Origin of the sequence: Reyranella sp. (assembly GCF_030651995.1) — a bacterium.
Classification (GTDB): Bacteria; Pseudomonadota; Alphaproteobacteria; order Reyranellales; family Reyranellaceae; genus Reyranella.
The window spans coordinates 1-26,286 of record NZ_JAUSBN010000075.1; the positions used below are offsets into that span (position 1 = coordinate 1).

At 68.0% G+C, this 26,286-nt stretch carries 26 protein-coding genes and 1 pseudogene; 14 read left to right on the top strand and 13 right to left on the bottom strand.

What is annotated here, in order from left to right; translation table 11 throughout:
* The 3 genes and pseudogenes from Q7V45_RS23595 to Q7V45_RS23605 all read right to left on the bottom strand — a co-directional run.
* Positions 1-140, bottom strand: a pseudogene (locus Q7V45_RS23595) (transcriptional regulator); the annotation flags it as partial.
* Between the two features lie 64 nt (positions 141-204).
* Positions 205-564, bottom strand: coding sequence for a DUF6285 domain-containing protein (locus Q7V45_RS23600; protein WP_304856764.1), 360 nt, complete (start codon positions 562-564; stop codon positions 205-207).
* A 2-nt stretch (positions 565-566) separates the two neighbouring features.
* Entirely contained in the window at positions 567-1,592 is a 1,026-nt protein-coding gene (locus tag Q7V45_RS23605; RefSeq protein ID WP_304856766.1) for a phosphotransferase family protein, read from the bottom strand.
* Between the two features lie 68 nt (positions 1,593-1,660).
* Here Q7V45_RS23605 and Q7V45_RS23610 point away from each other — a divergent pair, with 68 nt between their 5' ends.
* Together Q7V45_RS23610 and Q7V45_RS23615 are read left to right on the top strand one after the other, a co-directional pair.
* Positions 1,661-2,107 carry a MaoC family dehydratase gene (locus tag Q7V45_RS23610; protein WP_304856767.1) on the top strand — a complete coding sequence of 149 codons (447 nt, stop codon included), beginning with the start codon at positions 1,661-1,663 and terminating at the stop codon, positions 2,105-2,107.
* Between the two features lie 9 nt (positions 2,108-2,116).
* The gene (locus Q7V45_RS23615; protein ID WP_304856770.1) at positions 2,117-3,049 is read left to right on the top strand and encodes a bifunctional riboflavin kinase/FAD synthetase; all 933 of its coding nucleotides are present in this window, start codon (positions 2,117-2,119) and stop codon (positions 3,047-3,049) included.
* 1 nt (position 3,050) lies between these two features.
* Here the strand turns inward: Q7V45_RS23615 and Q7V45_RS23620 are convergent, their stop codons facing one another.
* Together Q7V45_RS23620 and Q7V45_RS23625 are read right to left on the bottom strand one after the other, a co-directional pair.
* On the bottom strand, positions 3,051-6,164 hold the full coding sequence (locus Q7V45_RS23620) for an adenylate/guanylate cyclase domain-containing protein (protein ID WP_304856772.1): 3,114 nt from the start codon (positions 6,162-6,164) through the stop codon (positions 3,051-3,053).
* A gap of 7 nt (positions 6,165-6,171) precedes the next feature.
* Complete coding sequence (locus Q7V45_RS23625; RefSeq protein WP_304856774.1) at positions 6,172-6,696, bottom strand: hypothetical protein; 525 nt, start codon at positions 6,694-6,696, stop codon at positions 6,172-6,174.
* 773 nt (positions 6,697-7,469) lie between these two features.
* On the opposite strand from Q7V45_RS23625, the gene ileS reads away from it, so the two are divergent.
* The 9 genes from ileS (at position 7,470) to Q7V45_RS23670 (ending at position 18,369) form a co-directional block, all read left to right on the top strand.
* Entirely contained in the window at positions 7,470-10,268 is a 2,799-nt protein-coding gene (gene ileS, locus Q7V45_RS23630) for an isoleucine--tRNA ligase (protein ID WP_304856776.1), read from the top strand.
* A complete protein-coding gene (lspA, locus tag Q7V45_RS23635) occupies positions 10,265-10,747 on the top strand; it encodes a signal peptidase II (protein WP_304856778.1) in 483 nt (160 codons plus the stop codon). Before ileS ends, lspA begins: the two co-directional genes overlap by 4 nt.
* 45 nt (positions 10,748-10,792) lie before the next feature.
* A complete protein-coding gene (locus Q7V45_RS23640; RefSeq protein WP_304856781.1) occupies positions 10,793-11,377 on the top strand; it encodes a DUF3035 domain-containing protein in 585 nt (194 codons plus the stop codon).
* A gap of 5 nt (positions 11,378-11,382) precedes the next feature.
* The gene (locus Q7V45_RS23645) at positions 11,383-12,753 is read left to right on the top strand and encodes a pitrilysin family protein (RefSeq protein ID WP_304856782.1); all 1,371 of its coding nucleotides are present in this window, start codon (positions 11,383-11,385) and stop codon (positions 12,751-12,753) included.
* On the top strand, positions 12,750-14,075 hold the full coding sequence (locus Q7V45_RS23650) for a pitrilysin family protein (protein ID WP_304856784.1): 1,326 nt from the start codon (positions 12,750-12,752) through the stop codon (positions 14,073-14,075). The genes Q7V45_RS23645 and Q7V45_RS23650 overlap by 4 nt, the downstream gene beginning before the upstream one ends.
* A gap of 16 nt (positions 14,076-14,091) precedes the next feature.
* Positions 14,092-15,414, top strand: coding sequence for a glucose-6-phosphate isomerase (locus tag Q7V45_RS23655; protein WP_304856786.1), 1,323 nt, complete (start codon positions 14,092-14,094; stop codon positions 15,412-15,414).
* Between the two features lie 199 nt (positions 15,415-15,613).
* Positions 15,614-17,434, top strand: a complete 1,821-nt coding sequence (gene mutL / locus Q7V45_RS23660) for a DNA mismatch repair endonuclease MutL (protein ID WP_304856787.1) — start codon at positions 15,614-15,616, stop codon at positions 17,432-17,434.
* On the top strand, positions 17,431-17,904 hold the full coding sequence (locus Q7V45_RS23665) for a hypothetical protein (protein ID WP_304856788.1): 474 nt from the start codon (positions 17,431-17,433) through the stop codon (positions 17,902-17,904). The genes mutL and Q7V45_RS23665 overlap by 4 nt, the downstream gene beginning before the upstream one ends.
* Positions 17,905-17,913: 9 nt before the next feature.
* Complete coding sequence (locus Q7V45_RS23670) at positions 17,914-18,369, top strand: GNAT family N-acetyltransferase (protein ID WP_304856789.1); 456 nt, start codon at positions 17,914-17,916, stop codon at positions 18,367-18,369.
* 18 nt (positions 18,370-18,387) lie between these two features.
* Here the strand turns inward: Q7V45_RS23670 and Q7V45_RS23675 are convergent, their stop codons facing one another.
* Genes Q7V45_RS23675 through Q7V45_RS23695 form a run of 5 tightly spaced genes read right to left on the bottom strand, consistent with a single transcriptional unit; the run spans position 18,388 to position 22,528 of the window.
* A complete protein-coding gene (locus Q7V45_RS23675; protein ID WP_304856790.1) occupies positions 18,388-19,788 on the bottom strand; it encodes an MATE family efflux transporter in 1,401 nt (466 codons plus the stop codon).
* Positions 19,789-19,819: 31 nt separating this feature from the next.
* On the bottom strand, positions 19,820-20,431 hold the full coding sequence (locus Q7V45_RS23680; protein ID WP_304856791.1) for a histidine phosphatase family protein: 612 nt from the start codon (positions 20,429-20,431) through the stop codon (positions 19,820-19,822).
* Positions 20,428-21,006: a 16S rRNA (guanine(966)-N(2))-methyltransferase RsmD gene (rsmD, locus tag Q7V45_RS23685; RefSeq protein WP_304856792.1), complete on the bottom strand. Its 579-nt coding sequence runs from the start codon at positions 21,004-21,006 to the stop codon at positions 20,428-20,430. Before rsmD ends, Q7V45_RS23680 begins: the two co-directional genes overlap by 4 nt.
* Positions 21,006-21,815: a pseudouridine synthase gene (locus tag Q7V45_RS23690; RefSeq protein WP_370692654.1), complete on the bottom strand. Its 810-nt coding sequence runs from the start codon at positions 21,813-21,815 to the stop codon at positions 21,006-21,008. Before Q7V45_RS23690 ends, rsmD begins: the two co-directional genes overlap by 1 nt.
* Positions 21,812-22,528, bottom strand: coding sequence for a gamma-glutamyl-gamma-aminobutyrate hydrolase family protein (locus Q7V45_RS23695; RefSeq protein ID WP_304856793.1), 717 nt, complete (start codon positions 22,526-22,528; stop codon positions 21,812-21,814). The genes Q7V45_RS23690 and Q7V45_RS23695 overlap by 4 nt, the downstream gene beginning before the upstream one ends.
* Before the next feature lie 76 nt (positions 22,529-22,604).
* Here Q7V45_RS23695 and Q7V45_RS23700 point away from each other — a divergent pair, with 76 nt between their 5' ends.
* Genes Q7V45_RS23700 through Q7V45_RS23710 form a run of 3 tightly spaced genes read left to right on the top strand, consistent with a single transcriptional unit; the run spans position 22,605 to position 23,954 of the window.
* Positions 22,605-23,036, top strand: a complete 432-nt coding sequence (locus Q7V45_RS23700; RefSeq protein WP_370692655.1) for a nucleoside deaminase — start codon at positions 22,605-22,607, stop codon at positions 23,034-23,036.
* Positions 23,037-23,069: 33 nt separating this feature from the next.
* The gene (locus tag Q7V45_RS23705) at positions 23,070-23,750 is read left to right on the top strand and encodes a DUF1028 domain-containing protein (protein ID WP_304856794.1); all 681 of its coding nucleotides are present in this window, start codon (positions 23,070-23,072) and stop codon (positions 23,748-23,750) included.
* Positions 23,751-23,792: 42 nt separating this feature from the next.
* Complete coding sequence (locus Q7V45_RS23710) at positions 23,793-23,954, top strand: hypothetical protein (protein ID WP_304856795.1); 162 nt, start codon at positions 23,793-23,795, stop codon at positions 23,952-23,954.
* On the opposite strand, the gene hutC is transcribed toward Q7V45_RS23710, so the two are convergent.
* From hutC to Q7V45_RS23725, 3 genes are read right to left on the bottom strand one after another with little or no spacing between them, the layout of a single operon-like run.
* A complete protein-coding gene (gene hutC / locus Q7V45_RS23715) occupies positions 23,939-24,664 on the bottom strand; it encodes a histidine utilization repressor (RefSeq protein ID WP_304856796.1) in 726 nt (241 codons plus the stop codon). The two genes, Q7V45_RS23710 and hutC, sit on opposite strands and share 16 nt — an antisense overlap.
* Positions 24,665-24,671: 7 nt before the next feature.
* A complete protein-coding gene (locus Q7V45_RS23720) occupies positions 24,672-25,454 on the bottom strand; it encodes an ABC transporter ATP-binding protein (RefSeq protein ID WP_304856797.1) in 783 nt (260 codons plus the stop codon).
* On the bottom strand, positions 25,451-26,227 hold the full coding sequence (locus tag Q7V45_RS23725; protein ID WP_304856798.1) for an ABC transporter permease: 777 nt from the start codon (positions 26,225-26,227) through the stop codon (positions 25,451-25,453). Before Q7V45_RS23725 ends, Q7V45_RS23720 begins: the two co-directional genes overlap by 4 nt.
* Positions 26,228-26,286 lie beyond the last annotated feature (59 nt).

The window sequence follows — 26,286 nt, forward strand, 5'->3', positions numbered from 1 at the left end:
GTCTGCGCGGTGATGCCGGCATTGTGCGCGAGGTCCGACGCGGTGTGCGCGCGACCGTCCATCAGCAGCGACAGCATCGAGGCGCGCGCCGGGTCGCCCATCAGGGCGGCAATCTCGGAGAGGGCATTCACGGTGGTCATGGGCGAAGTCTAGGCCCGGCCGCCCGCGGTCGCCACGGTCAATGGTTCGGCAGGCGCCGAAGTGTCACCGCCACTTCGGATTGGCGATGGCGATCTTGTCGGCGATGGTGGCTTCGAGATGGGCCATCAGGGCGGCGTCGGCTTCGTCGCGTTCGCCGGTGCGCAGCTGGCGCGCCAGTTCGCGGTTCAGCTCTGCGAGCGGGGCCTCTCGGCCGAGCAGTCCGACCAGGCGCTCGTGCTCGCGTGCATCGGCGGCCGGTCCGAGACGCACCTCGCGTTCGAGGATGGCGAGCGAGTTCACGGCGACCCGCATCTGGAAGCCGAGCCGCGGCTCGGTGCGGTCGAGGGCGGGGGTTGCCTCATCGCGCAGGAAGTCGGCGATGGCGGCTAAAAGTTCGGCGGCGGTGGGACGGTCCTGGGCCACGATCAGGCTCCCTGCTTCAGGAGTTGCAACAGGTCGACTTCGGTCTCGACGGCGCGCCGGCCGATCGAGGCATGCTCCATCGATTTGATCGATCCGGAGAGATGCTTCCAGGCCTGGTTGAGACAGATGATGCCCCAGTGCACGGTGCCGAAGACCTCCCACCAGTGGGCGCGGACCGGATCGACCGAGCCGCCGCCGGCCCGCTCGTAGGCGGCCCATAATTCCTCGCGGCTGCCGAAGCCGCCGGCCGGTCTGTCGATCGCGCCGAAGCGCCAGCTCTTCACGCAGAGCCAGCCCAGATCCTCCACCGGGTCGCCGAGATGGGCGAGCTCCCAGTCGAGGATCGTCGTCACGCCGGTCTCGTCGACCAGGTAGTTGCCGGTGCGGTAGTCGCCATGCACCAGCACCGGCCGGTCGAGCGGCGCGGGCTTGCGCCGGTCGAGCCAGGAGAGGGCCAGTTCGAAGACCGGCTGCGGCTGACCCAGCGCATCGAGCGAGCGGCGCAGCTCGGCGATATGGTCGGCCGCCTCGCGACGCACGAGGGGCGGCAGGGTGGCGCGATCGGTCGCATGGATGCGGGCCAGGATCCCGCCGAGCTGGCCCGCGATCCTGCCGCGCGCGGCCTCATAGGGCGGATCGCGCAGCAGCTTGCGGGCAATCGCGATGCCGCCGACCCGGCGCATCACATAGGCGTCGCCCAGCCCGTCCTGCGGCGTGAGTTCGAACAACGGCTCGGGCGCGAGCACCCCGGCCGCATGGGCCGCGCGCAGCACCCGGAATTCGGTCGCGCGGTCGACGGCGATGGCGCGTTCGCGCTCGGTCTTGCCCTGGGCCGGCGGATCGCGGCGCAGGATCAGCGCGTGGCGCTCGCCGTTCACCACGGCATCGAAGCTCCAAGTCTGGCGCGAGGCGCCGCCGGACTGGCGGGACAGGGCTTCGATGGTCGCCGGGCCCCCGAAATGGCGGCGGGTCGCTTCGCCGAGGACGCGAGCGACAGTTTCTGTTTCAGTCGACGTGTGAACGCTCATTTACCGGGACTGTGGCACAGGCTCCGCCGCATGGTAAGAGGACCGCGCCAACAGGGGAGATCAGCAAAGTGTCGAGTGCCTTCGCCGCGATGAACGGCCTGTTCCTGGAAGACCTCAAGCCCGGCATGTCGGCGATGTTCGGCAAGACCGTGACCGACGCCGACATCGTGGCCTTCGCCGGCGTGTCCGGCGACACCAACCCGATCCACCTGCACGATGGCTTCGCCCGCACCACGCGGTTCGGCCAGCGCATCGCGCACGGGATGCTGAGCGGCAGCTTCATCTCGACCGTGATCGGCACCAAGCTGCCGGGACCGGGCGCGATCTACATCTCCCAGACCATGAACTTCATGGCGCCGGTCCTGGTCGGCGAGACGATCACCGCCGTCGCGACCATCACCGCCATCGACGAGAAGCGCCGCCGCGTCACGCTGAAGACCCAGTGCCTGAACGGCGACAAGGTGGTGATCGACGGCGAGGCCGTCGTGCTGGTGCCGCGGCGCGACGCGGCCTGAGCGGATCGCATGGTTCCGGTGTTCGACGACTGGCATTCGGTGCCGCCCGAGTGGACGGGCGGCGTGGTGGCGCTCGGCAATTTCGACGGCGTGCATCACGGCCACCAGGCGCTTCTCACGCATGCGCGGGAGAAGGCCGGGGAACTCGGCGCGCCGCTGCTTGCCTTCACCTTCGAGCCGCACCCGCGCGGCTTCTTCGTGCCCGACACCGGACCGTTCCGGCTGACGCTGGCGCCGGCCAAGACGCGGCTGCTGGCCGAGCATGGCGTGAAGGCGGTGCTGGCCCAGCACTTCGATGCGGCCTTCGCGGCCCTGCCGGCGGCGTCGTTCATCGACGACGTGCTCGCGAAGGGGCTGCGGGCCCGCCATGTCGTCTGCGGCTACGACTTCACCTTCGGCGCCCGCCGCAGCGGCAACGTCGAGATGCTGCGGGCCGAGGGCAGGGTGCGCGGCTTCGAGGTCTCGGTGCTCGACCCGGTGACGCACGAAGGCGAGATCTATTCCTCGACCCGCATCCGCGAGTCGCTGCGCCACGGCTGGGCCCGCGAGGCCGCTGACCTGCTGGGGCACCAGTGGGAGATCGAGGGCAAGGTCGAGCTGGGCGACCAGCGCGGCCGCACCATCGGATTTCCGACCGCCAACGTCGCTCTGGGCGAACATCTTCGCCCGCGCTTCGGCGTCTATGCCGTGCGGGCCCTGGTCGACGGCACCTGGCGCAATGGCGTCGCCAATCTCGGGAAGCGCCCGACCTTCGGCAAGCTGCAGGAGAATTTCGAGGTCCACCTGTTCGACTTCACGGGCGACCTCTACGGTCAGGTCCTGAGAGTTGCGTTGGTCGACTTCATTCGCGCCGAAATGAAATTCTCCGGCCTCGATGCGCTCAAGGCCCAGATCGCGGCCGACGGCGAGGCGGCGCGGCGGATACTTGCCGCAGCAACTTGAGTCAGCCGTGGGGCGATGGCAGGTGCGCCAACAGCTCCGCGCCCGTCTCCGCCAGAAGCGACCTGAACGCAGGTGACGTCGGCCCGCCGATCAGCCACTCCGCATAGGCCAACCAGACCTTGGCGCCGCGTCGCCGCGCGACGGCGGCGGCTTCTTCCGCCGTCACCCGCGCACGGTCGCCGAGGCCCGCCCGCAACTGGACATAGGCCAGGTCGCACAGCATGCGTGCCTCGTTTTCCAGGCCCGCCTGACGCTGGCGAGCGAGGCGCAGGGCGTCGCTCAGGGTCGTGGTTGCGTCGGAGTATTCGCCGCGCATGGCCTGGCCCAGGCCCGCGTAAGCCCTGCCATAGACCATCAGGTAGGGATTGCCGCTCTTCTCGCCCAGGCGATGGGCGGCCGTACCGTGCTCGGTTGCGAGTGCCACGTCGCCGGTCCCCCAGGCGATATCGGCCATCGTTGCATGGGCCAGCAGCCGATGCAGAACATCGACCGTCGATTCGTCGCTTGCGATCAGGTCGGTGGCAAGCGTGCGGGCCTCGTCGTATCTGCCCATCATCGCCAGCGTCTGGCCGCGCATGCCCTTGACCCAGACGTCGACGCGGAAGCCCAGCGTCTGCTGATCCTGCTCCTCTACCTTGTCGACGCTCGCGAGTGCGAGTTCGTTGTCTGACAGGGCGGCATGCAGGTCGCCGGCCAGTCGCAGCGCATGGCATCGGATGGTGGTCAAGACCGCGGCGAGTCCGGCATGCTTGAGCGGATCGAGCAGGTCGCGCGCCTCGCTCACCTTGGCGACATAGTCCACGGCCGAGCCGGTGCTGCCCAGGGCGCGGCCGAAGGCGGCGGTGACGAGCGTGATGGCCCGCATATCGCCGAGCGAACGCGCGATTTCCAGCGCCTCGATGTAGTACGGCTCGACATCGGCAGCCGTCAGCCCCTCGCGCCATGCGAAGTTCACGATCTGGCCACTCGCCATCAGCAGCGGATAGCGCGCGGGCCCTTCCAGCGGCAGGTTGAGCAGCAACCGGCGGACCCGCTTCCAGGCTTCGAGTGCCTGTGCCGGATCGCGTGTGCCGTGCCACATCGCCGCCTTCATGTTGTACGAGGCCGCCTGAGGAATACTCCCCGCCTCCTCGAGATGATAGGCGATGAAGCCCGCCTGCGCGCCGCCCGGATCCGACAAGGTCTTTTCCAGCTCGGCTGCGACCGCCGCGTGAAGCGCGCGCCGCTTTTCCGATACGAGGGAGCGGTAGACGACCTCCTGCAGCATCGGGTGCTTGAAGGCGAACGTTCCCGCGGGTGGACCGCCGGTCTCATAGACAAGACCGGCCGTCGAGAGGCGGTGCAGGGCCATGGTCACGACCGATTCCGCCAGTCCCGCGACATGCTCTAGGATCGGCGCCATGAACTCGCGACCAATAACAGCGGCCGTCTGGAGCAGCGTGCGCTCCATTTCGGGACGGCTGTCGACGCGCGCCGCCACGATCGCCTGCACGTTGTCCGGAACCAGCTTCATGTCGGGCGTGCGCAGAAGGCGGTAGGCACCGGCCTCGCCGGCGAGGTGGCCGCCGTCGGCGAACTTGCGTACCAGTTCCTCGATGAAGAACGGATTACCGCGCGCCCGGTCGGCAATTAGCGGCAGCAACGGGGCGACCGATTGATCGTCGCCCAGCAGATGCGAAGCCAGTTCGTCGGCGGCGTTCTTGCGCAGCGGCGCCAGGGAGACTTGATCGTAGTGGTCGCCACGCATCCACGGCGCGGCATAGCCGGGTCGGAAATTCACCAGCAACAGGAGGCGGCTGCCAATGAGGGCTTCGGCCAGAACTTCGATCAGCGATTCGCTGCCCGAGTCCATGAAGTGGAGATCCTCGAGCAGGATGACTGCCGGCGTGGTCGCCCCGGCTGCGCGGGCCAGGCGCCGGAAGAGCGCCTCGAGGCGGTCGCGCCGGGTTCCCGGATCCATCCTGGCGAGCACCGGGCCACCGGCGCCTATGCCGAGGAAGTCGGAGAGCAGCGGCAGCTCGATGCTCAAGGCCGGATCAATGCGATCGAGGACCTCGGCAGCCTTGGTCCGCCCGCGCTCGGCGCTGTCGTCCGGAGCGATCTCGAAGAAGGCCCTGAGGATATCGATGACCGGCTCGAACGGCGTGGCGCGGCTGTGCGCCAGGGCCCGACCTTCGAGCACGCGGATGCCTCGCGCGCGGCATCGTTCGGCAAATTCGAAAGCCAGGCGACTCTTGCCGACGCCGGCCTCGGCCACCACGCCGACGGCGCAGCCATCGCCTTCGGTTGCGCGCTCCAGATTGCGCTCGAGCAGGGCGAGTTCGGCATCGCGCCCGACGAAACCTGAGCGTTCACGCTCGAGGCTGAAGCGCTGGCTGGTCGGCCCGCGACGCAGGCCGGTCAGCAGGAACACTTCCATCGGCGCCGACAGGCCGCGCACCTCTCGGTCGCCCATGGAGTCCACCGAAACGAATTGGCGGGCGCCCCGCAGCGTGGCCGGCGAGATCGCGATCCCACCCAACGGCGCAAGGCCTTCCAGGCGGCTCGCGATGTGAACGGTGATGCCGGTGGCGTCGAAGTCGGTGGAGAAATCGGTGGCCACGGTGCGGGCCAGCACTTCGCCCGAATGAATACCGACGCGGATCGGCAACGCCTCGCCCGGCAAGGCCTTGACCAAGGCCTGCATCGCGAGACCCGCACAGCAAGCCCGCACCGCATGATCTTCCTGCGGGTTGGGCGTCCCAAACAGCGCCATGACGCCGTCGCCCTGGACCTTGACGACCGATCCCTCGAAACGTCGCACCGCCTCGTGCATCGCCTCGATGGCGGGCGCGAGCCGCTTGGCGGCCTCTTCCGGATCGAGTCGCTCGATCAGCTCGGTCGAGCCGGAGACGTCGGCGAACAGGACGGTGATCTGCTTCAGCTCACCGTCGCTGGCGGGTGACTTGCCGGTGGCGGTCTTTCTTGCGAGCGCCGTGCCGCATTGGGCGCAGAAGCGGGCGCCCGGAGGGTTGATCGAACTGCAGGACGGGCAGGCCTGTCCGAGCGCCGTGCCACAATCGATGCAGAAGCGGGCATCAGGGGCGTTGTTCGTATCGCAATTTGAACAGCGCATTCAATGTCTATAACTTTCGACGCTTCGCTGCTGCCGCTCGACGTACTGCTGCTCTCTCGCGGCGCTTCTTAATGTACGCGGCTACTGCATTCGCGGGCATCGTCGTGATCGTGATTACCTGTGCGTAGCCCGTGTTTGGACCAACTTGGGTAGCAGTGGCGGTAATTGCATTTGCGTTGGGAACAATGACAAACACGATCTCCGAACACAGTCTTCCGTTGGTGCCGTCGTCATTTAAGCCATCACGAATAAATCCTCGAACGTCGTCACCTACTTCGACCCAAGAACTGTGCAAATGCTGCAGCCAAGCTCTGAATGCATTGTCCGGTCCAGGCGCCTTTGCCTTCAGTTTTTCCACCTTGGCGATATGGTGCAGCCTCTTGGGCTTTGCCTCGGAACTCGAAGATGAGCCTCCGATAAAGTAGTCCTTTTTCTTGGCGACGCGCCAATCGCCCAAGTTATCGACATTGAACCGCCTGTTTACGAGGGCAATCAAATCGATCGTCTCGTCGGTGTTAAAGTACAGACCCATTTCTGCCTCCCCCTCCGTCAACCGATAAACATTGCGCCTGCATCAATCGGCGCGCAACATGCAAAAATCAACACTTGTTACGGCATTGAACCGCTTGAAGTTGGGCTAGTCCGGTCCTGGCGATGTGACGGCCGCTTGTTTCGCCAAAAATGCTCGGAAGGCCCACCGCGAGCGCCCACTCCGTCGCGCGTTCTTCGCTGCTCAGCCAGCGATAGTTTGCAAGGTAGGGCGCCCCCGCTAAGTGATGGCCGGTCTCGTGAGCCAGTGCGACCGCTAGTCCCGCCAAACCGATCCGTCGATGACGTACAAGACCTCCATAAAGCCTCACTCGCTTTTGCTTTCCATCGAGGAAGGCCTGAGCGTTGATGAGTTTCACTTCGAGGTCCATGTCGTAGATCAACTGAGGAAAGGCAGTCTGAAATCGACGAATTATGGAACGTGCGCGTCGTCGTGGCCAAGGCGCCTCAAGGGGCCAGAGCAACCGCGAGTTGGCGGCACGATCGAAAAGAGGCATGGTCCACGATGGCACCCGATGTTCATCAGAGCAACGGCCCCGCCTTGACCCCCCCGACCCCCATCCCTAGATTGCGCGCCCTATGTTCACCAGGGCTTTCCAGGAGCGAATTACCCGCCCGGTCCGCTGACCGCGGCCGGGTCGTCATGCCTGCCAGCGGCCACCCGGCGGGTGGCCGGAATTTGCTCCCTCCTGCGCCGAGTTTCCTGTGACAACTGACTATAAAGCCAGCGTTTTCCTGCCGAAGACCGATTTTCCCATGCGTGCGGGCCTGCCGAAGAAGGAGCCCGAGCTCCTGAAGCGCTGGGCCGACATGAAGCTGTGGGACCGGCTTCGGGTCGAGAGCAAGGGCCGCCCGAAGTTCGTGCTGCACGACGGCCCTCCCTACGCCAACGGCAACCTGCATATCGGCCACGCGCTCAACAAGATCCTGAAGGACCTCGTCAGTCGCACCCAGCAGATGCTGGGCAAGGACAGCCACTATGTTCCGGGCTGGGACTGCCACGGCCTGCCGATCGAGTGGAAGATCGAGGAGCAGTACCGCGCCAAGAAGCAGGACAAGGACCAGATCCCCATCGTCGAGTTCCGGCGCGAGTGCCGTGCCTTCGCCGATCACTGGATCACGGTCCAGCGCGAGGAGTTCAAGCGCCTTGGCGTCGACGGCGACTGGGACAATTACTACTCGACGATGAAGTACGAGTCCGAAGCCGTCATCGTGAAGGAGCTGGGCAAGTTCCTGCTGAACGGCGGCCTCTACAAGGGCTCCAAGGCGGTGCTGTGGTCGGTGGTCGAAAAGACCGCACTGGCCGAGGCCGAGATCGAGTATCACGACCACACGTCGGACACGATCCACGTGCGCTTCCCGGTCGTGACGTCGAGGGGCGGCAAGCTCGACGGCGCCGCCATCGTGATCTGGACGACCACGCCGTGGACGATGCCGGGCAACCGCGCGCTGGCCTACGGCCGCGACATCGCCTACGCGCTGGTCGAAGTCGCTGCCGTGGCTGAGGGCAGCAAGGCCCGCGTCGGCGAGAGACTGGTGCTGGCGCGCGACCTGGTCGAGGCGATTGCCGCCGAGACGAAGTTCACGCCCAAGATCGTGGCCGAGGTTTCGGCCGACGACCTCGAAGGGCTGATCGCCGCCCATCCGTTCCGCGGACAGGGCTTCGAGTTCGACGTACGCCTGCTGCCGGGCGACTTCGTGACGGCCGATGCCGGCACGGGCTTCGTGCACATCGCGCCGGGCCATGGCGCCGACGACTACGAGCTGGGCGTTGCCAACGGCGTCGAGGTGCCGGACACGGTGGCCGAGGACGGCACTTATTATCCGCACGTGCCGCTGTTTGCCGGCAAGCGCGTCTATACGCCGGACGGCAAGAAGGGCGATGCCAACCGCACCGCCATCGCGCTGCTCGACGAGGCGGGCAAGCTGCTGGCCTCGGGCCGCATCACCCACTCCTATCCGCATTCCTGGCGCTCCAAGGCGCCGGTCATCTTCCGCAACGCGCCGCAATGGTTCATCGCCATGGACAAGCCGATCCCCGAGATCGGCGGCACCCTGCGCGAGAAGGCGCTGGCGGCGATCGACGCCACGCGCTTCGTGCCGCGCGCCGGCTACAACCGCCTGCGCTCGATGATCGAGACGCGGCCGGACTGGAACGTCTCGCGCCAGCGCGCCTGGGGTGTGCCGATCGCGGTGTTCGTCGACAAGAAGACCGGCGAGCCGTTGCGCGACGCCGAGGTGATGGGCCGCGTCGTCGAGGCGTTCCGCGTCGAGGGCGCCGACGCCTGGTTCGAGAGCCCGCCCGAGCGCTTCCTCGGCAACAAATACGACGCCGCCGACTTCGAGCAGGTGACCGACATCCTCGACGTCTGGTTCGACTCGGGCTGCACGCACGCCTTCACGCTCGAGGGCAACGATCAGCTGAAGTGGCCGGCCGATCTCTACCTCGAAGGCTCCGACCAGCATCGCGGCTGGTTCCATTCCTCGCTGCTGGAAAGCTGCGGCACGCGCGGCCGCGCGCCCTATGACGGCGTGCTGACGCACGGCTTCACGCTCGACGAGCAGGGCCGCAAGATGTCGAAGTCGCTGGGCAACATCACGGCGCCCCAGACGGTCTGCGACCAGTATGGCGCCGACATCCTGCGTCTCTGGGTGGTCGGCACCGACTACACCGAGGACCAGCGCATCGGTCCGGAGATCCTGAAGCACCAGGCCGAAGCCTATCGCCGCCTGCGCAACACGCTGCGCTACCTGCTGGGCAGCCTCGACGGCTACTCGTCGGACGAGACGGTGGCCCATGCCGACATGCCCGAGCTGGAGCGCTGGGTGCTGCATCGCCTGGCCGAGCTGGACACGGTGCTGCGCCGCGCGGTCGACGATTACGACTTCCACACGATCGCGACGGAGCTGCACAATTTCTGCGCCGTCGACCTGTCGGCCTTCTACTTCGACATCCGCAAGGACTCGATCTACTGCGACGCGGCGGGCACGTTGCGCCGCCGTGCCGCCCGCACCGTCATGGCCGAGGTCTTCTCGTTCCTGACGGCCTGGCTGGCGCCGATCACCTGCTTCACGGCGGAAGAGGCCTGGCTCGCCCGGCCCGGCGACATGCCGGACGGCAAGGCCGAGAGCGTCCACCTGCGCCTCTATCCCACCATTTCGGCGAGCTGGCTCGACGCCGCGCTGGGCGAGAAGTGGAAGACCGTGCGCGCGCTGCGCCGCGTCGTCACCGGTGCCCTCGAACTCGAGCGCGCCGAGAAGCGCATCGGGTCGAGCCTCCAGGCCGCCCCGGTCGTCTATGCCACGCCGGATTATGTGAAAGCGTTCGAGGGACTCGATCTGCGGGATATCTGCATCACCTCCGGCGGCGAACTCGTCGCGGGCGAGGCGCCGGCCGGCGCCTTCACCCTGCCGGACGTGGCCGGTGTCGCCGTGCTGCCGACGCTGGCCGAGGGCACGAAGTGCGCCCGCTGCTGGCAGGTCCTTGAGGAGGTCGGCAAGTCGCCGGTCCATCCGCTGATCTGCCGCCGCTGCGAGGAGGCCGTTGCGGCATGAGGCCGATCGACCGCCAGGCGATGGCCCTGCTCGTCGTCACCCTGGTGGCCGACCAGGTGTCCAAGCAGCTCCTGCTGGGTTTCCTGCTCAAGGCCGGCGCCATCGTGCCGGTGATCGACGGGTTCTTCCGGCTGGTCATCGTCTGGAACCGCGGCGTCAGCTTCGGCCTGTTCGGCGGAGACCAGGCATTGCCGCCCTGGCTCCTGTCGGGCGTCGCGATCGCCGTCTGCATCGGCCTGTTCGTGTGGCTGCGACGAACCGACCGTCCCCTGACCGGATGGGGCATCGGCCTTGTCATGGGGGGAGCCATCGGCAATGTTATCGACCGTGCCCGTTGGGGAGCAGTGTTCGATTTCGCTGATTTCCACATTGGCCGGTGGCATTGGCCGGCCTTCAATGTCGCCGATGCGGCGATCGTCGTCGGCGTCGGGCTCATGCTGATCGATTCGCTGCAAAGCGAAAAGAAATCGGCGCCCTGAAGCGGCCATGATCGGCAGACAAAAGTTCAAGACCAAGGACGGACGATGAAACCGACTCTCCTCCCGCTTCCATTGGCTCTCCTGGCCTGCGGTACCCTCGCGCTCGGCGGCTGCGGCGCCTTCGACAATATCGGCGGCGGCAAGAAGACGTCCCCCGACGAGTTCAAGATCGTCTCGCATTCGCCGCTGACCATGCCGCCCAATGCCGAGTTGCGGCCGCCGCGGCCGGGCGAGCCTCGTCCCCAGGAAGTCACGCCCGCCGATCAGGCCAAGGAGGCGCTGTCGCCGGCATTGGCCGGGCGCACCCAGGCCCGCGTCAATGCCGGACCCGATGCGCCGCGATCCGGCAGCAGCGCCGAGCAGTCGCTGGTCGCCCGCGCCGGCAAGGGCGGCATCGACCCCAACATCCGGGGACAGGTCAACACCGACACCAAGACTCTGGCCGAGAGCGACAAGTCGTTCATCGACAGCCTGATCTTCTGGCAGGATTCGCCACCATCGGGCGTGGTGCTCGATCCGGTCGGGGAGCAGCAGCGGATTCGCGACGCCCAGGCCTCCGGCCAGCCCGCTGCCGGGCCGACGCCGACGATCACCCGCCGCAAGCGTGGCCTGCTCGAAGGCATCTTCTGAGCTCGATGCCACTCACCGGCCGCCGCGCCCTGCTCGGCGGCCTCCTCGCGGGCGCGGCCCTCTCTCCGTCCGGCCCGGCGCTCGCGAAGCTTTTCGCCGTGGCCAGGCGCAACGCCGAGACCTTCACGCTGCCCAACGGGCTGCAGGTCATCGTGCTGCCGTCGCGGCGCGCGCCGATCGTCACACAGGTCGTCGTCTACAAGGTCGGCAGCGCCGATGAGTCGTTCGGCCATACCGGCGCCGCGCATTTCCTCGAACACATGATGTTCAAGGGCACCGACCAGGTGCCGGCCGGCGAGTTCTCGCGCATCGTCTCGCGCAACGGCGGCCGCGACAACGCCTACACGACGTTCGATTCGACGGGCTATCACCAGACCATTGCAGCCGAGCAGCTCGAGCTGGTCATGCGCATGGAAGCCGACCGCATGACCAATGTCCGCATCACCGAGCGCGAGATCGTGCCCGAGCGGCAGGTCATCCTCGAGGAACGCCGCATGCGGACCGACAACGTGCCGGCGTCGCTGCTCGACGAGGCGGTGCGCGAGCGGCTCTACGGACTGCACAAGCCCTATGCCATGCCGATCATCGGCTATGCCGACGACATCAAGCGACTGGGGGTCGACGACCTCGCGGGTTTCTATCGCCGCCACTACGCCCCCAACAATGCGATCCTGATCGTGGCGGGCGACACGACGGCGGAGCAGGTCCAGAAACTGGCGGAGCGGTATTACGGCCCGATCGCCCGCCGAGAGATCGGGCCGCGTCTGCGTCCCTCGCAGGGCGGCACCGACCTGCCGCAGACGGTGAACCGCGCCGATGCGCGTGTCGCCGAGCCGCGCTGGTCGCGGCTGTGGTTGGCGCCGTCCTATCGTGTCGGCGAGACGAAGTATGCCTATGCGTTGCAGGTGCTGGCCCGCCTGTTCGGTGGCAGCGAGACCAGCCGCCTGTCGCGCGTGCTGGTGCAGGAGCGCAGGATCGGCCTCTCGGCCTGGGCGTCCTACGGACCGTCGAGCCTCGGCCTCACCTCGTTCGACATCGGCGTGCATCCCGCGAAGTCGCGCAGCCTCGAGGAGGTCGAAGAGGCGGTGACGGCCGAGATGAAGAAGCTGCTCGACGGCGGCGTCACGGCCGAGGAGGTCGAGCGCGCGCAGAACCAGCTGCTGGCCGCCGCGATCTACTCGCAGGATTCGCTGGCGAGCGGCCCGCGCATCTACGGCACCGCGCTCAGCACCGGCAGCACCGTGGCCGATGTCGATGCCTGGCCGCAGCGCATTTCCACCGTCACGCGGGACGAGGTCGTGGCCGCAGCCCGGCATGTCTGGCGCGACAACGGCGCCGTTACCGCACTCCTGACCCCGGCGGCGAGGGGCGGATGAAGCCCCTTCGCGCGCTCGCGGCCGCGCTCGCCAGTCTGTTCGTGTTGCTGCCCGCCGTGGCGGGCGCGATCGAGATCAGGGAAATCACGACGCCGCTCGGCATCAAGGCCTGGCTGGTCGAGGACAAGAGCACGCCCGTGGTGGCGCTCTCCTTTTCGTTCTCCGGCGGCACCGCCACCGATCCGGCCGGGCAGGCCGGCATCACCGACCTGATGGCGGGCCTGCTGACCGACGGCGCGGGTTCGATGAATGCGCAGGCTTTCCGCCAACGCCAGGAGAATGCCGCCGCCTCGCTAGGCTTCAATGCCTCGCTCGACCGGCTCAACGGATCGCTGCGCGTCCTGTCCGCCAACCGCGAGGAGGGCTTCGAGCTGCTGCGGCTGGCCCTTACCGAGCCGCGCTTCGATCCCGACATGGTGGCGCAGCGCCGGGCGCAGACCATCGCGAGCATCAACCAGGCCGCCCAGCGTCCCGGCTCGGTGGCGGGCCGGACGCTGATGGAGACGCTGTTCGCCGGCCATGCCTATGCCGCCGATCCCGACGGCACGCCCGAGGGGCTCGCCGCCGCGACGCCGGAACTCCTGAAGAAGCGGGCGGCGGAGCTGTTGTTGCGCAACGGCCTGATCGTGGCCGCGGTCGGCGATATCGGCGAGGCCGAGCTGGCGCGCCAGCTCGATCACTCCTTCGGGCTCCTGCCCACGGGCACGCTGCCGTCGCTTCCGCAGCAGTGGGTGCCGCCGACCAAGCCTCGTGTCGTGGTCGTCGAACGTCCGGTACCGCAGAGCTCGGCGCTGATGGCCGTTCCCGGTATCCCGCGCGACGATCCCGACTGGTATGCCGCGCTGGTGATGAACCACGTGCTGGGCGGCGGCGGCCAGCAGTCGCGGCTGTTCAATGAGGTGCGCGAGAAGCGCGGCCTCGCCTACAGCGTGTCGAGTGGCCTGCGCACCTACAAGCGTGCCGCGCTGCTGTTGATGTCCACCGGCAGCGCCAACGAGCGCATCGGCGAGGCGATCGAGGTGATCCGTGCCGAGATGGGACGGATGCGCACCGAAGGCGTCACCGAGGCCGAGTTGACCGACGCGAAGACCTACCTGACGGGCGCGCTGGCGCTCTCGCTCGATTCGTCGGGCTCGATCGCGGGGCTGCTGCATTCCATGCAGATTGACGGACTGTCGCCCGATCACCTGACGCGGCGCGCGGCGCTGATCGCCGCGGTTACGCTCGACGACGTTCGCAAGGTCGCGCGGCACCTCCTGCGCGACGAGGCGTTGACCACCGTGGTGGTCGGCAAGCCGGTCGGCGTCACACAGGTACCCTGAGGAGAGTCGTTTCCCCATGTTCTACAGCCACGTGATCGACGACGCGCTGGAAAGCAAGGTCGGCAAGCAGGGACTGCCTCGCGCCGCGCTCGACCGCGAACTCGCGCACGCCAGCAAGGCGCTCGACAAGTTCCGGCAATGGAAGGCCGACGGCACCCTGCCGCTGCTCAGCCTGCCGGGCGCGCGCGACGACCTGGCGCTGCTGAAGCCGCATGCCGAGCGCTTCGCGGGGTTCGAGCATGTGATCGTGCTCGGCACCGGCGGCTCGAGCCTCGGTGGCCAGACTCTCGTCGCGCTGAAGGACCAGGGGTTCGGGCCCCAGAGCGGACGGCCGAAACTGTGGTTCATGGACAATGTCGATCCTGCGACGTTCACCGAGCTGGCGGCGCGTCTGCCGCTGGCGCGCACTGGCCTGATCGTCATCTCCAAGTCCGGCACCACGGCCGAGACGCTGACCCAGTTCCTGACGCTGCTGCCCGAATTCGAGGCCAAGGTCGGCAAGGACAAACTCGCCGAGCATGTCATCGCCATCACCGAGCCCAGCGACAATGCGCTGGGCCGCCTGGCCGCCCGCATCGGCTGCCCGATCCTCGATCACGATCCCAGGGTCGGCGGCCGCTTCTCCGTCCTGTCGCTGGTCGGCCTGCTGCCCGCCATGATCGCCGGCCTCGATGTCGGCGCGGTGCGCGAGGGCGCGGCGAGCGTGCTCGATCCGGTCCTGCAGGCCAGCGATGCCGGCGCTCTTCCGCCGGCCGTCGGCGCGGCGCTCTCGGTCGGGCTCGCCCGGGAGCGCGGCATCGGCACCACGGTGCTGATGCCCTATTGCGACCGGCTGGGCTATTTCGGCTTCTGGTATCGCCAGCTCTGGGCCGAGAGCCTGGGCAAGGGCGGCAACGGCACGACGCCGGTGCGCGCCATGGGTACCGTCGACCAGCACAGCCAGCTCCAGCTCTATCTCGGCGGCCCGGCGGACAAGATGTTCACCGTGCTGATCCTCGACACCGCCGGCAAGGGCAAGCCGATCGCGCCGGCGTCGCTCGGGGGCGACAAGTCGTTGGCCTATCTCGAGAACCAGTCGCTGGGCGACCTCCTGCTGGCCGAGGCCGAAGCCACGGCCGTGACCCTGGTCAAGAACGCCCGGCCGACGCGCATCGTGCGGATCGCCACACTCGACGAGAGGGTGATGGGCGCCTTGATGATGCACTACATGCTGGAAACGATGTTTGCCGCCCACCTGCTGGGAGTCGATGCCTTCGACCAGCCGGCAGTAGAGGAGGGCAAGATCCTGACCCGCCAGTATCTTGCCGCCCGCCTATCTTCCACAGGCTATCGGCCCTAGACTGTCCGCGTTCAGAACGAATCAGATCGCTTTCCAGCAATGACCTCACCCTGAGGAGCGGCCCGCAGGGCCGCGTCTCGAAGGGTGGGTACCCGCACCACGTTGGTGCCCATCCTTCGAGACGCACGCCTTTGGCGTGCTCCTCAGGATGAGGATGGTGTGTGAACTTGAAGCGGAAACGCCCTAAAATGACGGCGCCATGAGCGCCCTCCGAACCCTGCGTCGCCTGCCCTCGACGCTCGTCAACCGCATTGCCGCCGGCGAGGTCGTCGAGCGTCCGGCGAGCGCCGTGAAGGAGCTGGTCGAGAACGCGCTGGATGCCGGCGCGCGGCGTATCGCGGTGACCCTGAAGGAGGGCGGCCGCACCTTCATCTCGGTGGTCGATGACGGTGTGGGCATGTCGGCCGACGAACTCCGTCTCGCGGTCGAGCGCCACTGCACCTCCAAGCTGCCCGACGATGACCTGACCGACATTCGCACGCTGGGGTTTCGCGGCGAGGCGCTGCCTTCGATCGCCTCGGTCAGCCGCTTCACGATCACCTCGCGCCCGGCCGGCGCCGATACCGCCTGGAGTCTCGAGATCGACGGCGGCGCCAAGGGCGAGCCACGGCCCGCCGCGCACCCGCAGGGCACGCGTGTGGAAGTGCGCGAGCTGTTCTTCGCGACGCCGGCGCGGCTCAAGTTCCTGAAGGAGCCACGCACCGAGTCGGGCCATGTCGCCGACGCGATGCGCCGGCTCGCCATGGCCCATCCCGAGGTCGCCTTCCGGCTGGAGAGCGAGGAGCGTGCGCTGATCGACCTTGCCGCCGCCAGCGGCTCGCTCCTGTCGGCGGATGCGGCGCGGCTGGAACGGCTGGCCGCGATCATGGGGCGCGAGTTCGCCGACAATGCCGTCGCGATCGACGTCAACCGCGAAGGCTTTCGCCTCACCGGGTTCGCCGGCCTGCCGACCCTCAACCGGCCGACCGGCCAGCACCAGTATCTGTTCGTCAACGGCCGTCCGGTGCGCGACAAGCTGCTGGCGGGCGCGGTGCGCGGTGCCTACCAGGATTTCCTGGCGCGCGACCGCCATCCGATGGTGGCGCTGTTCCTCGAAGCGCCGACCGAGATGGTCGACGTCAACGTTCACCCGGCCAAGACCGAGGTTCGCTTCCGCGACGCCGGCATCGTGCGCGGCATGATCGTGGGCGCGCTGCGCACGGCGCTGTCGGCGGCGGGCCATCGCGCCAGTACGACGGTGTCCGATGCCGCGCTCGGCGCCTTCCGTCCGCATACGGGGTTCGCGACGCCGCTACCGATGGGCCGTAGCTACGGCAACGGTGCCAGCGGCTACTCGTCTGTGCCGCGCGGGCTTGCCGAGGCGGCGATGCAGTTCATGGCGCCGCTCGATGGATTGTCGGCGCGGGTCGAGCAGCAGTCTGCCAACATCGCCCCCGGCAACTATCCGCTCGGCGTGGCGCGTGCCCAACTCCACGAGACCTACATCGTCGCCCAGACCGACCAGGGCGTGGTGATCGTCGACCAGCATGCCGCCCACGAGCGGCTGGTGCACGAGCGGCTGAAGACCCAGCTCGAGGCCGAGGGCGTGAAGCGGCAGGCACTGCTGCTGCCGGAAGTCGTCGAGATCGGCGAGGATGGCGCGCGGCGCCTCACGCAACGCGCCGCCGAACTGGCCGACATGGGCCTCGTGCTGGAGCCGTTTGGCTTGGGCGCGGTGGTGGTGCGCGAGACGCCCGCCGTCCTGGGCGAAGTCGACATCCAGGGACTGGTGCGCGACCTGGCCGACGAGCTTTCCGAGATGGGCGATCATCTGTCGCTCAAGGAGAAGGTCGAGGAAGTCTGCGGTACGCTCGCCTGCCACACCTCGGTGCGGGCCGGCCGCCGCTTGACCGTGGAGGAAATGAACGCGCTGCTGCGCCAGATGGAAGCGACACCGCATTCCGGCCAGTGCAATCATGGCCGGCCGACCTACGTCGAACTCAAGCTGGCCGACATCGAGCGGCTGTTCGGAAGACGATGAAGAAGTTTCTCTCGCTGCTCCTGATCGCCTGTGTCGCCGCCTCCGGCGCAGCGGCGCAGACCCGCGCGCCCGCGCCGCCCTCTGCCGTGCCGCCCGGCACCATACCGACACCCGCGCCGGCCTCGCCGCTCGACGGTACGTGGCGCGGCACCAGCGATGGCGGCTCGTGCAACGCGCCGCTCGACTACCTGCTCACCATCGAATCGGGCTTCGTCGACGGCTCGGCGTACGACACCACGGCGCGCGGCCCGGTGCCCAATCCCAACAAGTCGGCACCGCCGCCGCCGGGCCCTGGCCTGTGGCAGATCCACGGCGTGGCCAAGGTGGGCGTGCCGTTCAATCTCCTGAGCCTCGCCTCGGTGAAGGGCCCCACTCACCAGCGCATGCAGCTCACTGCCCGCGGCGATGGCCAGAGCCTGGTCGTCAGCGAGACCAGCGGCTGCCGCCGTACGGCGCGGCTCTCACGTTAGAGCGGCGCGATGTCCGGGCTCATCGTGCGCGACGCGGAGCCGTCCGACCGCTCCGCGTGGGGCCGTATGTGGACCGCCAACTACATTCATCACGGCGCGACGATGGGCGACGCCGAGGTCGGCGAGCTGTGGCGTCGAATCCTGCATCCCGACCACCCCGTGTGTGCGCTCGTTTCCGCGGCGGCGAACGATCGGGACCTGCTCGGTTTTGCCCACTACGTGCTGCATCCTCACACCTTCACCAGCCGCACGGTCTGCTATCTGGAGGATCTGTGGGTCGAGCCCGCCGCGCGCGGCACCGGGGTCGGGCGCCGCCTCATCGAAGCGCTGATCGAGCGCGGTCGGGCGCACGGCTGGCGGCGGCTCTACTGGCACACCGAAGCCGACAACGCACCTGCCCGCCGCCTCTATGATCGCATGTCGACGCTCACGGACTATATTCGCTACGACGTCGATCTGACCTGAGGCGTGCGTCCGCGGGCGTCAGCGGCCCGGCGCCATCAGGCCCAGCCGTTCGCGTCGCAGCCAGCGGACGAGCAGCAGCAGCGCCACGACGGTGAGGCCGGTGGCCAGGCCGATCCACAGGCCGAAGCCGTCCATCCCCGCCCAGAAGGCAAGCGTCACGCCAAGCAGCAGGCCGATACCCCAGTAGCCGATGCCGGCATAGACCATGGGCACGCGCGTATCGTGAAGGCCGCGCAGCATGCCGGCCGCCACTGCCTGGCCGCCATCCGCCACCTGGAACAACGCGGCGACGATCAGGAAGCTTACGGCGAGTTCGATGACCGGGGCATTGGCCGGCGTGTCGAGATCGAGGAACAGGCCGACGAGGGGGCGTGGCGCCAGGATCATCACGAGGCCGGTCAGGGCCATGAAGCCGACGCCCATCGCGTAGGCGGTCCAGCCGGCGCGGCGGACGGCCGCCCCGTCGTGCGCGCCGAAGGCGCGTCCCACCCGCACGGTCGCGGCCTGGGCGAGGCCGAGCGGGACCATGAAGGAGAGCGAGGCGAGCTGCATGGAGACCGCGTGCGCCGCCAGCGCCGCGGCGCCGATCAGCCCCATCAGGAACGTCGCGCCATTGAAGACGGCGACCTCGAACACCAGGGTCGCGCCGATCGGCAGGCCGAGATGCCACAGTTCGCGGAAGCGCGGCCAGTCGGCACGCCAGAAGCGGCCGAACAGGTGATAGCGGCGGAACTTCCGGTCGGTGAGGATGACGGCCGCGAGCAGCACGAACATCAGCGTGTCGGCGAGGGTCGTGGCAACGCCGGCGCCCACCAGGCCGAGACGCGGAAAGCCCAGATGGCCGAAGATCAGGCACCATGTCATCGCGGCATTCGCGACGACCCCTGCCACGCCGGCCGCGAGCGCCCACAGGGGCCGTTCCAGCGCCGACACGAACGACCGCAGCACGAGGAAGAAGAAGAACGGCAGCAGCGACCATTGCAGCGCGCGGACGTACTCGGCCGCAGATTTCGCAAGCGCCGGCTCCTGGCCCAGCAGAAGCAGGATCGCCTCGCTCTGCCACAACACGATCCAGATCGGAAACGTGACGCCCAGCGCCATCCACATGCCCTGGCGCACGGTGCGGCGCACGTCGCGCACCGAATGGCCCTTGCGCCCGAGTTCGCGCGCGATCATCGGCGCCGTCGCGGTGGTGAGGCCGAGCCCGAAGATCATCGTCGCGAAGTACAGGTTGGAGCCCAGCGCGCCGGCGGCCAGCGCATCGGGGCCGAGCCAGCCCATCATCACCACGTCGGTCGCGGTCATCAGGGTCTGCGCGAGATTGGTGAGGATGAGCGGCCAGGCGAGGAGAAGCGTGGCGCGGGCTTCCTCGGCCCACATCCTCCAGCTCGTCGTCTTCGTTGGTGCTGCCTCGTTCATGCCGGCGCTTATAGCCGGCGCCCTGTTCCCATCACAGGTCGCAGGTGATGCGTTCCTCGCTTCCGGCGAGCAGGCGAAAGAAGGCGTCCTGCGGCTTCTCCAGAACGAACATGGCGCGTGCATCGAGTCCGAGGTTGAGGCCGCGAACGACGGCGCCGCTGACGCCATGACTCACCACGACGGTGCGCACCCCGGACGCCGCGATTTCGGTCAGCACCGCTTCGCAGCGGCGGCGAAGGTCGATATGCGTCTCGCCGCCCGGGGGGCAGTAGCCGTGCGGATCGGCGCGCCAGTCGGCGAGCGCCGTGGGATGCGTGATCTCGATCTCGGCCCACGAGAATCCTTCCCACGTGCCGTAGGAAAGTTCCGCCAGCCTGATGTCCTCGCGCCAGTCGGACGAGGCAAGCCCCAGCTCCTGGCCGATGATGTCCGAGGTCTCCCGCGTGCGTCCCAGCGGACTGCGCAGGAAGACCGTCGGCCCGGGCTCGCGGTCGAGTTCGCGCCGGAGCGTGCGGCCCATCGCCAGCGCCTGGACGCGGCCGCGCGCGGTGAGGTCGGAGTTCTTGCTGCCCTGCATGCGCCGTTCGGTGTTCCAGGCGGTCTCGCCATGCCGCAGCATGTAGAGCGGCGCGGTGAGTCTCATGCCGTCCGCTTCAGAATCACGATCTTGGCGGCGCCGTAGCGGCGTTCGTCGATCGCCTCGAAGCCATCCGGCGGCAACAGATCCTCGTTGTGGGCGAGCTCGACCGTGACGATGCAGCCCGGCGTCATCCAGCCGGCGTCGGCTAGGGCGGTGATCGCCGCGGGCGCCTGGCCCGAGCGATAGGGCGGGTCGAGGAAGACCAGATCGCAGGGTTCGCGCGACGGTGGCGGCCGCGTCGCATCGGCACGCACGACCTTGGCCGCGCCGGCTTCGCCCAGCTTGCGCAGGTTCTCGCCGATCGCCTTGACCGCGGTGGCCTCGTTGTCGAGGAAGGTGACATGGGCCGCCCCGCGCGACAGCGCCTCGAGGCCCAGCGCACCGGAGCCGGCATAGGCGTCGAGCACGCGCGCCTCGATCAGTGGCGAGGTGCCGCCGTCCTCGTCCTCGCGCCAGCGTGCATGGACCAGAATGTTGAACAGGGACTCGCGGGCGCGATTGGCGGTAGGCCGCGTCGCATCGCCCTCCGGCGTTTCGAGCATGCGGCCGCGATGCTTGCCACCGATGATGCGGATCATCAGTGCCGCCGGCGCTTGGCGTGGGGCGGGGCAGGCTTGTGTTTGGGCTTGGCCCAGCCTTCCTTGCGCGGCGGCCGCTTCACGCCCAGCAGGTTCTCGAGCGCCTGCGGCGGAATCTCGTCGACATGGCCGCGCTCCAGTTCGCCGAGATGGAAGGGCCCGAAGGCGACGCGGATCAGGCGCACCACCGGCAGGTCGAGATGGGCCAGCACGCGCCGCACCTCGCGGTTCTTGCCCTCGGCCAGCGAGATGTCGATCCAGGCATTGGAGCGCTGCTGGCGGTCGAGGCTCGCCTGGATGGGGCCGTAGCGCACGCCTTCGATGGTGATTCCGTTGGCGAGTTCGGCGAGCTTCGCCTCGTCGACGCCGCCGTGCACGCGGGCGCGATAGCGGCGCGTCCAGCCGTTGGCCGGCAGTTCGAGCTGGCGTGCGAGCCCGCCATCATTGGTGAGCAGCAGCAGCCCTTCCGACATGTAGTCGAGGCGGCCGATCGTGACCACGCGCGGCATGCCCTTGGGCAGCGATTCGAAGATGGTGCGCCTTCCCTCGGGATCGCGCGCCGTCACCATCTCGCTCGGCGGCTTGTGATAGCGCCACATGCGCGCCCGGTCGGCGGTGGGCAACGGCTTGCCGTCGACCTCGATGACGCTCCTGTCGGTGACGACGCAGGCCGGAGTCTCCAGCACCTTGCCGTCGACCTTGACCCGGCCTTCCTCGATCCAGCGTTCGGCATCGCGGCGCGAGCACAGGCCCGCACGCGCCAGGCGCTTGGCGATGCGCTCGCCTTCCTTGACGGGTTGTTCGTTCACTTTGTCCCCGCCGCTCCCAGGAAGGCGCGGAACAATTTCGCGTCGCCTTCGGAGATCAAGAATTCAGGATGCCACTGTACGCCGATGCAGAAGCGGTAGGCCGGCGCCTCGATGCCCTCGATCACGCCGTCCGGCGCGGTGGCGTTCACCACGATGCCTTCCGGCGAATCGGCCGCGGCCTGGTGATGGGCGCTGTTCACCTGCAGCTCCTCGGCGCCGACGATGCCGTGCAGCTGCGTGCCCTTGGCCACCCTCACGATATGTCCGGGCTCGTTGCGCGGGTTGGGCTGCTCGTGCGCCAGCGCATCCTCGATGGCATCGGGAATGTGCTGGATCAGCTTGCCGCCCAGCACGACATGCAGGAGCTGCTGGCCGCCGCAGATGCCCAGCACCGGCTTGTTCTGTGCCAGCGCACCCTTGGTCACGCCGAACTCGAAGGCGGTTCGGCGGTCCTTGGTGACCACCGTCGAATGCCGCTCCCCGCCGCCATAATAGGAGGGGTCGACGTCGAAGGCGCCGCCGGTCACCACCAGCGCGTCGATGCGCTCCAGATAGTCGGCGACCCGGTCGGGCTCGTGCGGCAGCGCAATGGCCAGACCACCCGCCGCGTCGATCGCGTCGAGGTAGTTCTGGCGCAGCGCATACCAGGGAAACTTGGAGTATCCGCCTGGCTTTTCAGCATCCAGGGTGACTCCGATCAGGGGACGGGGCATGCGGGCCAAGATACGCGCGTGGGCAGCCGCGCGCTATAGTGCGGCCGTCATGCCGAATCGAGCCAAGCCGACGCCCATGGAGAGAGCCCTTGCCGCCGCCCGCGCCGCCGGCGCGCGCGGCGAGGTGCCGATCGGCTGCGTGATCGTAGGCCCTGGTGGCGTGGTGCTGGCGGAGGCCGGCAACCGCACCGAGGAGCTGAAGGACCCGACCGCCCATGCCGAGCTGCTGGCGATCCGCGCCGCCGCCGCTGCGCTGGGCTCGCCGCGGCTGGTCGGGTGCGACCTCTATGTCACCCTGGAGCCGTGCCCGATGTGCGCCCAGGCGATTTCCTTCGCACGGCTGCGGCGGGTCTATTGGGGCGCGGCCGATCCCAAGGGCGGCGGCATCGAGCAGGGCCCGCGCATCTTCGACCAGCCGACCTGCCACCACCGGCCGGAGCTCTATCCCGGCGTCGGGGAAAGCGAAGCCGCCGACCTGCTGCGCGTCTTCTTCCGCGAGCGGCGGTAGAAGACGAGGGGAGATGAACAAAAGGACGCCGGCATGACTTTCTCGCTCGTCGGACGCTGCGCCCGGACCGGGATGCTGGGTGCGGTCGTCACCACCTCGTCGATCTCGGTCGGGTCGCGCTGCTCGCATGCCAGAGCCGGGATCGGGGCGGCCCTCACCCAGCATCGTACCGACCCGCGGCTCGGTCCCCTGGCGCTCGACTTGCTGGCGCACGGCTTTTCCGCTCCCGAAGCGATGCAGGCGGTGGTGGCGGCGACGCCGCACCGGCACTGGCGGCAGCTGGCCCTGATCGATGCGGCCGGCCGCACCGCCGTCTATTCGGGCGCCAACGTCCGGGCCGAGCGTGGCGAGGCGCAGGGGAGGGATTGCGCATCGATCGCCAACATCGTGCGCTCCGTGGCGCTACCGCAGGCGATGGTGAGCGCCTTCGAAGCCTCACCCGAGCGGCCGCTGGCATGCCGCCTGCTCGATGCGCTCGCGGCCGGTGAAGCGGCCGGCGGCGAGTACCAGCCGGTGACCTCGGCCGCCCTGATCGTGGTCGACCGCGAGTCCTTTCCCTATGCAGATCTGCGTGTCGACGATCATGAGCAGCCCATCGCCGAACTGGCCCGCCTCTGGGCGAAGTACGCGCCCGAGGCCCACGCTTACGTGATCCGCGCCGTCGATCCGGAAGCCGCCGTGCCGCCACCCGGGATGAAACTCACGCCGACATGATCATGTAATGCAACTTTTTCGCGGCGCCGGCATTTGTCCGATATGCCCCGCGATGATCTCCGTCCCGAAGAACTGGCCGAAGCGGCGGACAAGGCCGCCCGCGCGCGGCTCGAAGCCGAGATGAAGCGGGCGCTATGGGCGCAACAGGCATCGCGGGCCTGGGCCGCTCTCACGGCCGCCAACGGCTCTCAGTCGAATCTCTGATTTCCCACCGCATCAAAGCGGCAGCCCAACCTGTACCGCGATGACGGGTGCAGGCAGCGCACCATCGTGACCGGCTTCGTGCGCGTCCAGGTTCTCCGGGTCAGCATCAGGCAGGGCTCCGAAGCATCGATCTGAAGTCGGCGGGCCTGTTCGGATGTGGGCAGCACGGCATCCACGACATGCTCGATCTCGTCGAACGGCACGTTCTGCACGAGATACTCCCCCGGCGGCACGACGCCGAAATCCTGGTCGAGGAAGTCCGGCACGACCTGCGGATTGACGTAGCGGTCCTCGAACTGGACCGGCACCTCGTTCTCGAGATGAAGGCACACCGTATGGAAGACGGACTGACCCGATCGCAGGCCGAGCCAGGCGGCGATGTCGCCGGGCGCCGCCACGCGTTCCGCCGAGAGCAGGGCACAACGATAGTCGTGACCACGCTGCCGAACCTCGCGGGCGATGCTGGCGATGTGCAGCAGGGTCGATTGCGGCTTGTCCTCGGCGACGAAGCTGCCGACGCCGGCGACCCGCACGATTCGGCCCTGCTGGACGAGATCGCGCAGCGCCCGGTTCACCGTCATGCGCGACATGCCGAAGCGGCTCACCAGTTCGTGCTCCGAGGGCAGCCGGTGGCCGGGCGGCCACGAGCCGTCCTGGATGTGGCGCACGATATAGTCTTCGACCTGCTGGTAGAGCGCGGTCGGTTCCATGGGCCCCTCAGTGCGCTGCAGCAATGGCTTCGACCCGGATCTCCTCGGTGAGACGGGCCTTGAGCGCCATGAACTCGGGCGAAGTCTTGATCGTGTAGTGCCTCGGGTGAGGAAACCCGACCTCGATCTCGGCCTTGATGCGACCCGGGCGGGCGCTGAACACGACGACGCGGCTGGCCATGAAGATGGCCTCGTCGATGTCATGGGTGATGAACATCACCGTCTTCTGCGCCTGCTCCCAGATGCCGAGCAGGAGCTCCTGCATCAGGACGCGCGTCTGGTTGTCGAGCGCGCCGAACGGCTCGTCGAGCAGCAGGATCTTCGGGTCGTTGGCCAGCGCGCGGGCGATCGCCACCCTCTGTTGCATGCCGCCCGAGAGCTGCTTGGGAAAATGATCCTCGAAGCCGCGCAGGCCCACCTGGGCAATGAACCTGTCGCTGATCTCGCGCTGCTCGGAGAGCTTCATGCCCTTTTCGCGCAGGCCGAAGCAGATGTTCTGGCGGACGTTGAGCCAGGGGAAGAGCGTATAGCTCTGGAACACCACGCCGCGGTCGGCGCCGGCGCCCACGATCCTGGTGCCATCGAGCCGGATTTCGCCTGTCGTCGGAGTCTCGAGACCGGCGACCAGGCGCAGCAGGGTGGACTTGCCGCAGCCGGAGGGACCCAGCACGGTGATGAAGTCGTTGTCGCCGACCTCGAGGCCGATCGGCAGCAGCGCCTGCGTCGTCGGCGCATTGCGCCTGTGGCCGGGAAAGGTCTTGGAGACGTCGCGGATCGACAGTCGGCTCATCGCAGCAGGCTCCACGAGAAGAGGTGCTGGTTCACCTTCTTGAAAGCCAGGTCCGAGAGCAGGCCGACCAGGCCGATCACCACGATGCCCGCGATGATGTGGTCGGTCGCCATCAGCGCCTGGCTGTCGGTGATCATGTGGCCGATGCCCGACGAGGCGCCGATCAGCTCGGCGACGATGATGTAGGTCCAGCCCAGACCCAGCACCTGACGCAGCGCCTCGGCGATGTCGGGCGCGGCGCCCGGCAGGACGACCCGGCGGATCACGCCGGTATCCTTGCAGCCCAGCGTATAGGCGGCCTCTACAAGGTCGCGGCGGGTGCCGCTCACGATGATGGTGATCATGAGGGTGAGCTGGAAGAAGCAGCCGATGAAGATGACGGTGAGCTTCTGCGCCTCGCCGATGCCGACCCAGAGGATCAGCAGCGGGATGAAGGCCGAGGCCGGCAGGTAGCGCGCGAAGGAGACGAAGGGCTCGAAGAAGGCCTCGATCGGCTTGTAGACGCCCATGGCGATGCCGAGCGGCACGGCGATGATGGCGGCCAGCAGGAAGCCGCCGACGACGCGCCAGATGGTCATGCCGACGTCGTGAGTGAAGCCCTGGGTGGCGAACAGGTTCCAGCCCGAGGCCACCGTCTGCCACGGCGTGGCGAGGAAGTGCCGCGGCACCGCTCCGCTCATGCTCAGGAAGGACCAGAGCGCGACGAAGACGATGAAGAACGCCACGCCCAGGACGATGCGACTTTCCCGTCTGACGGGGACCAGCAGTTTCATGTGCATCTACTCGATATCTTTCTGCCTCTTCTGTTGAGAGGCAGAGAAAGGTCCCTCAC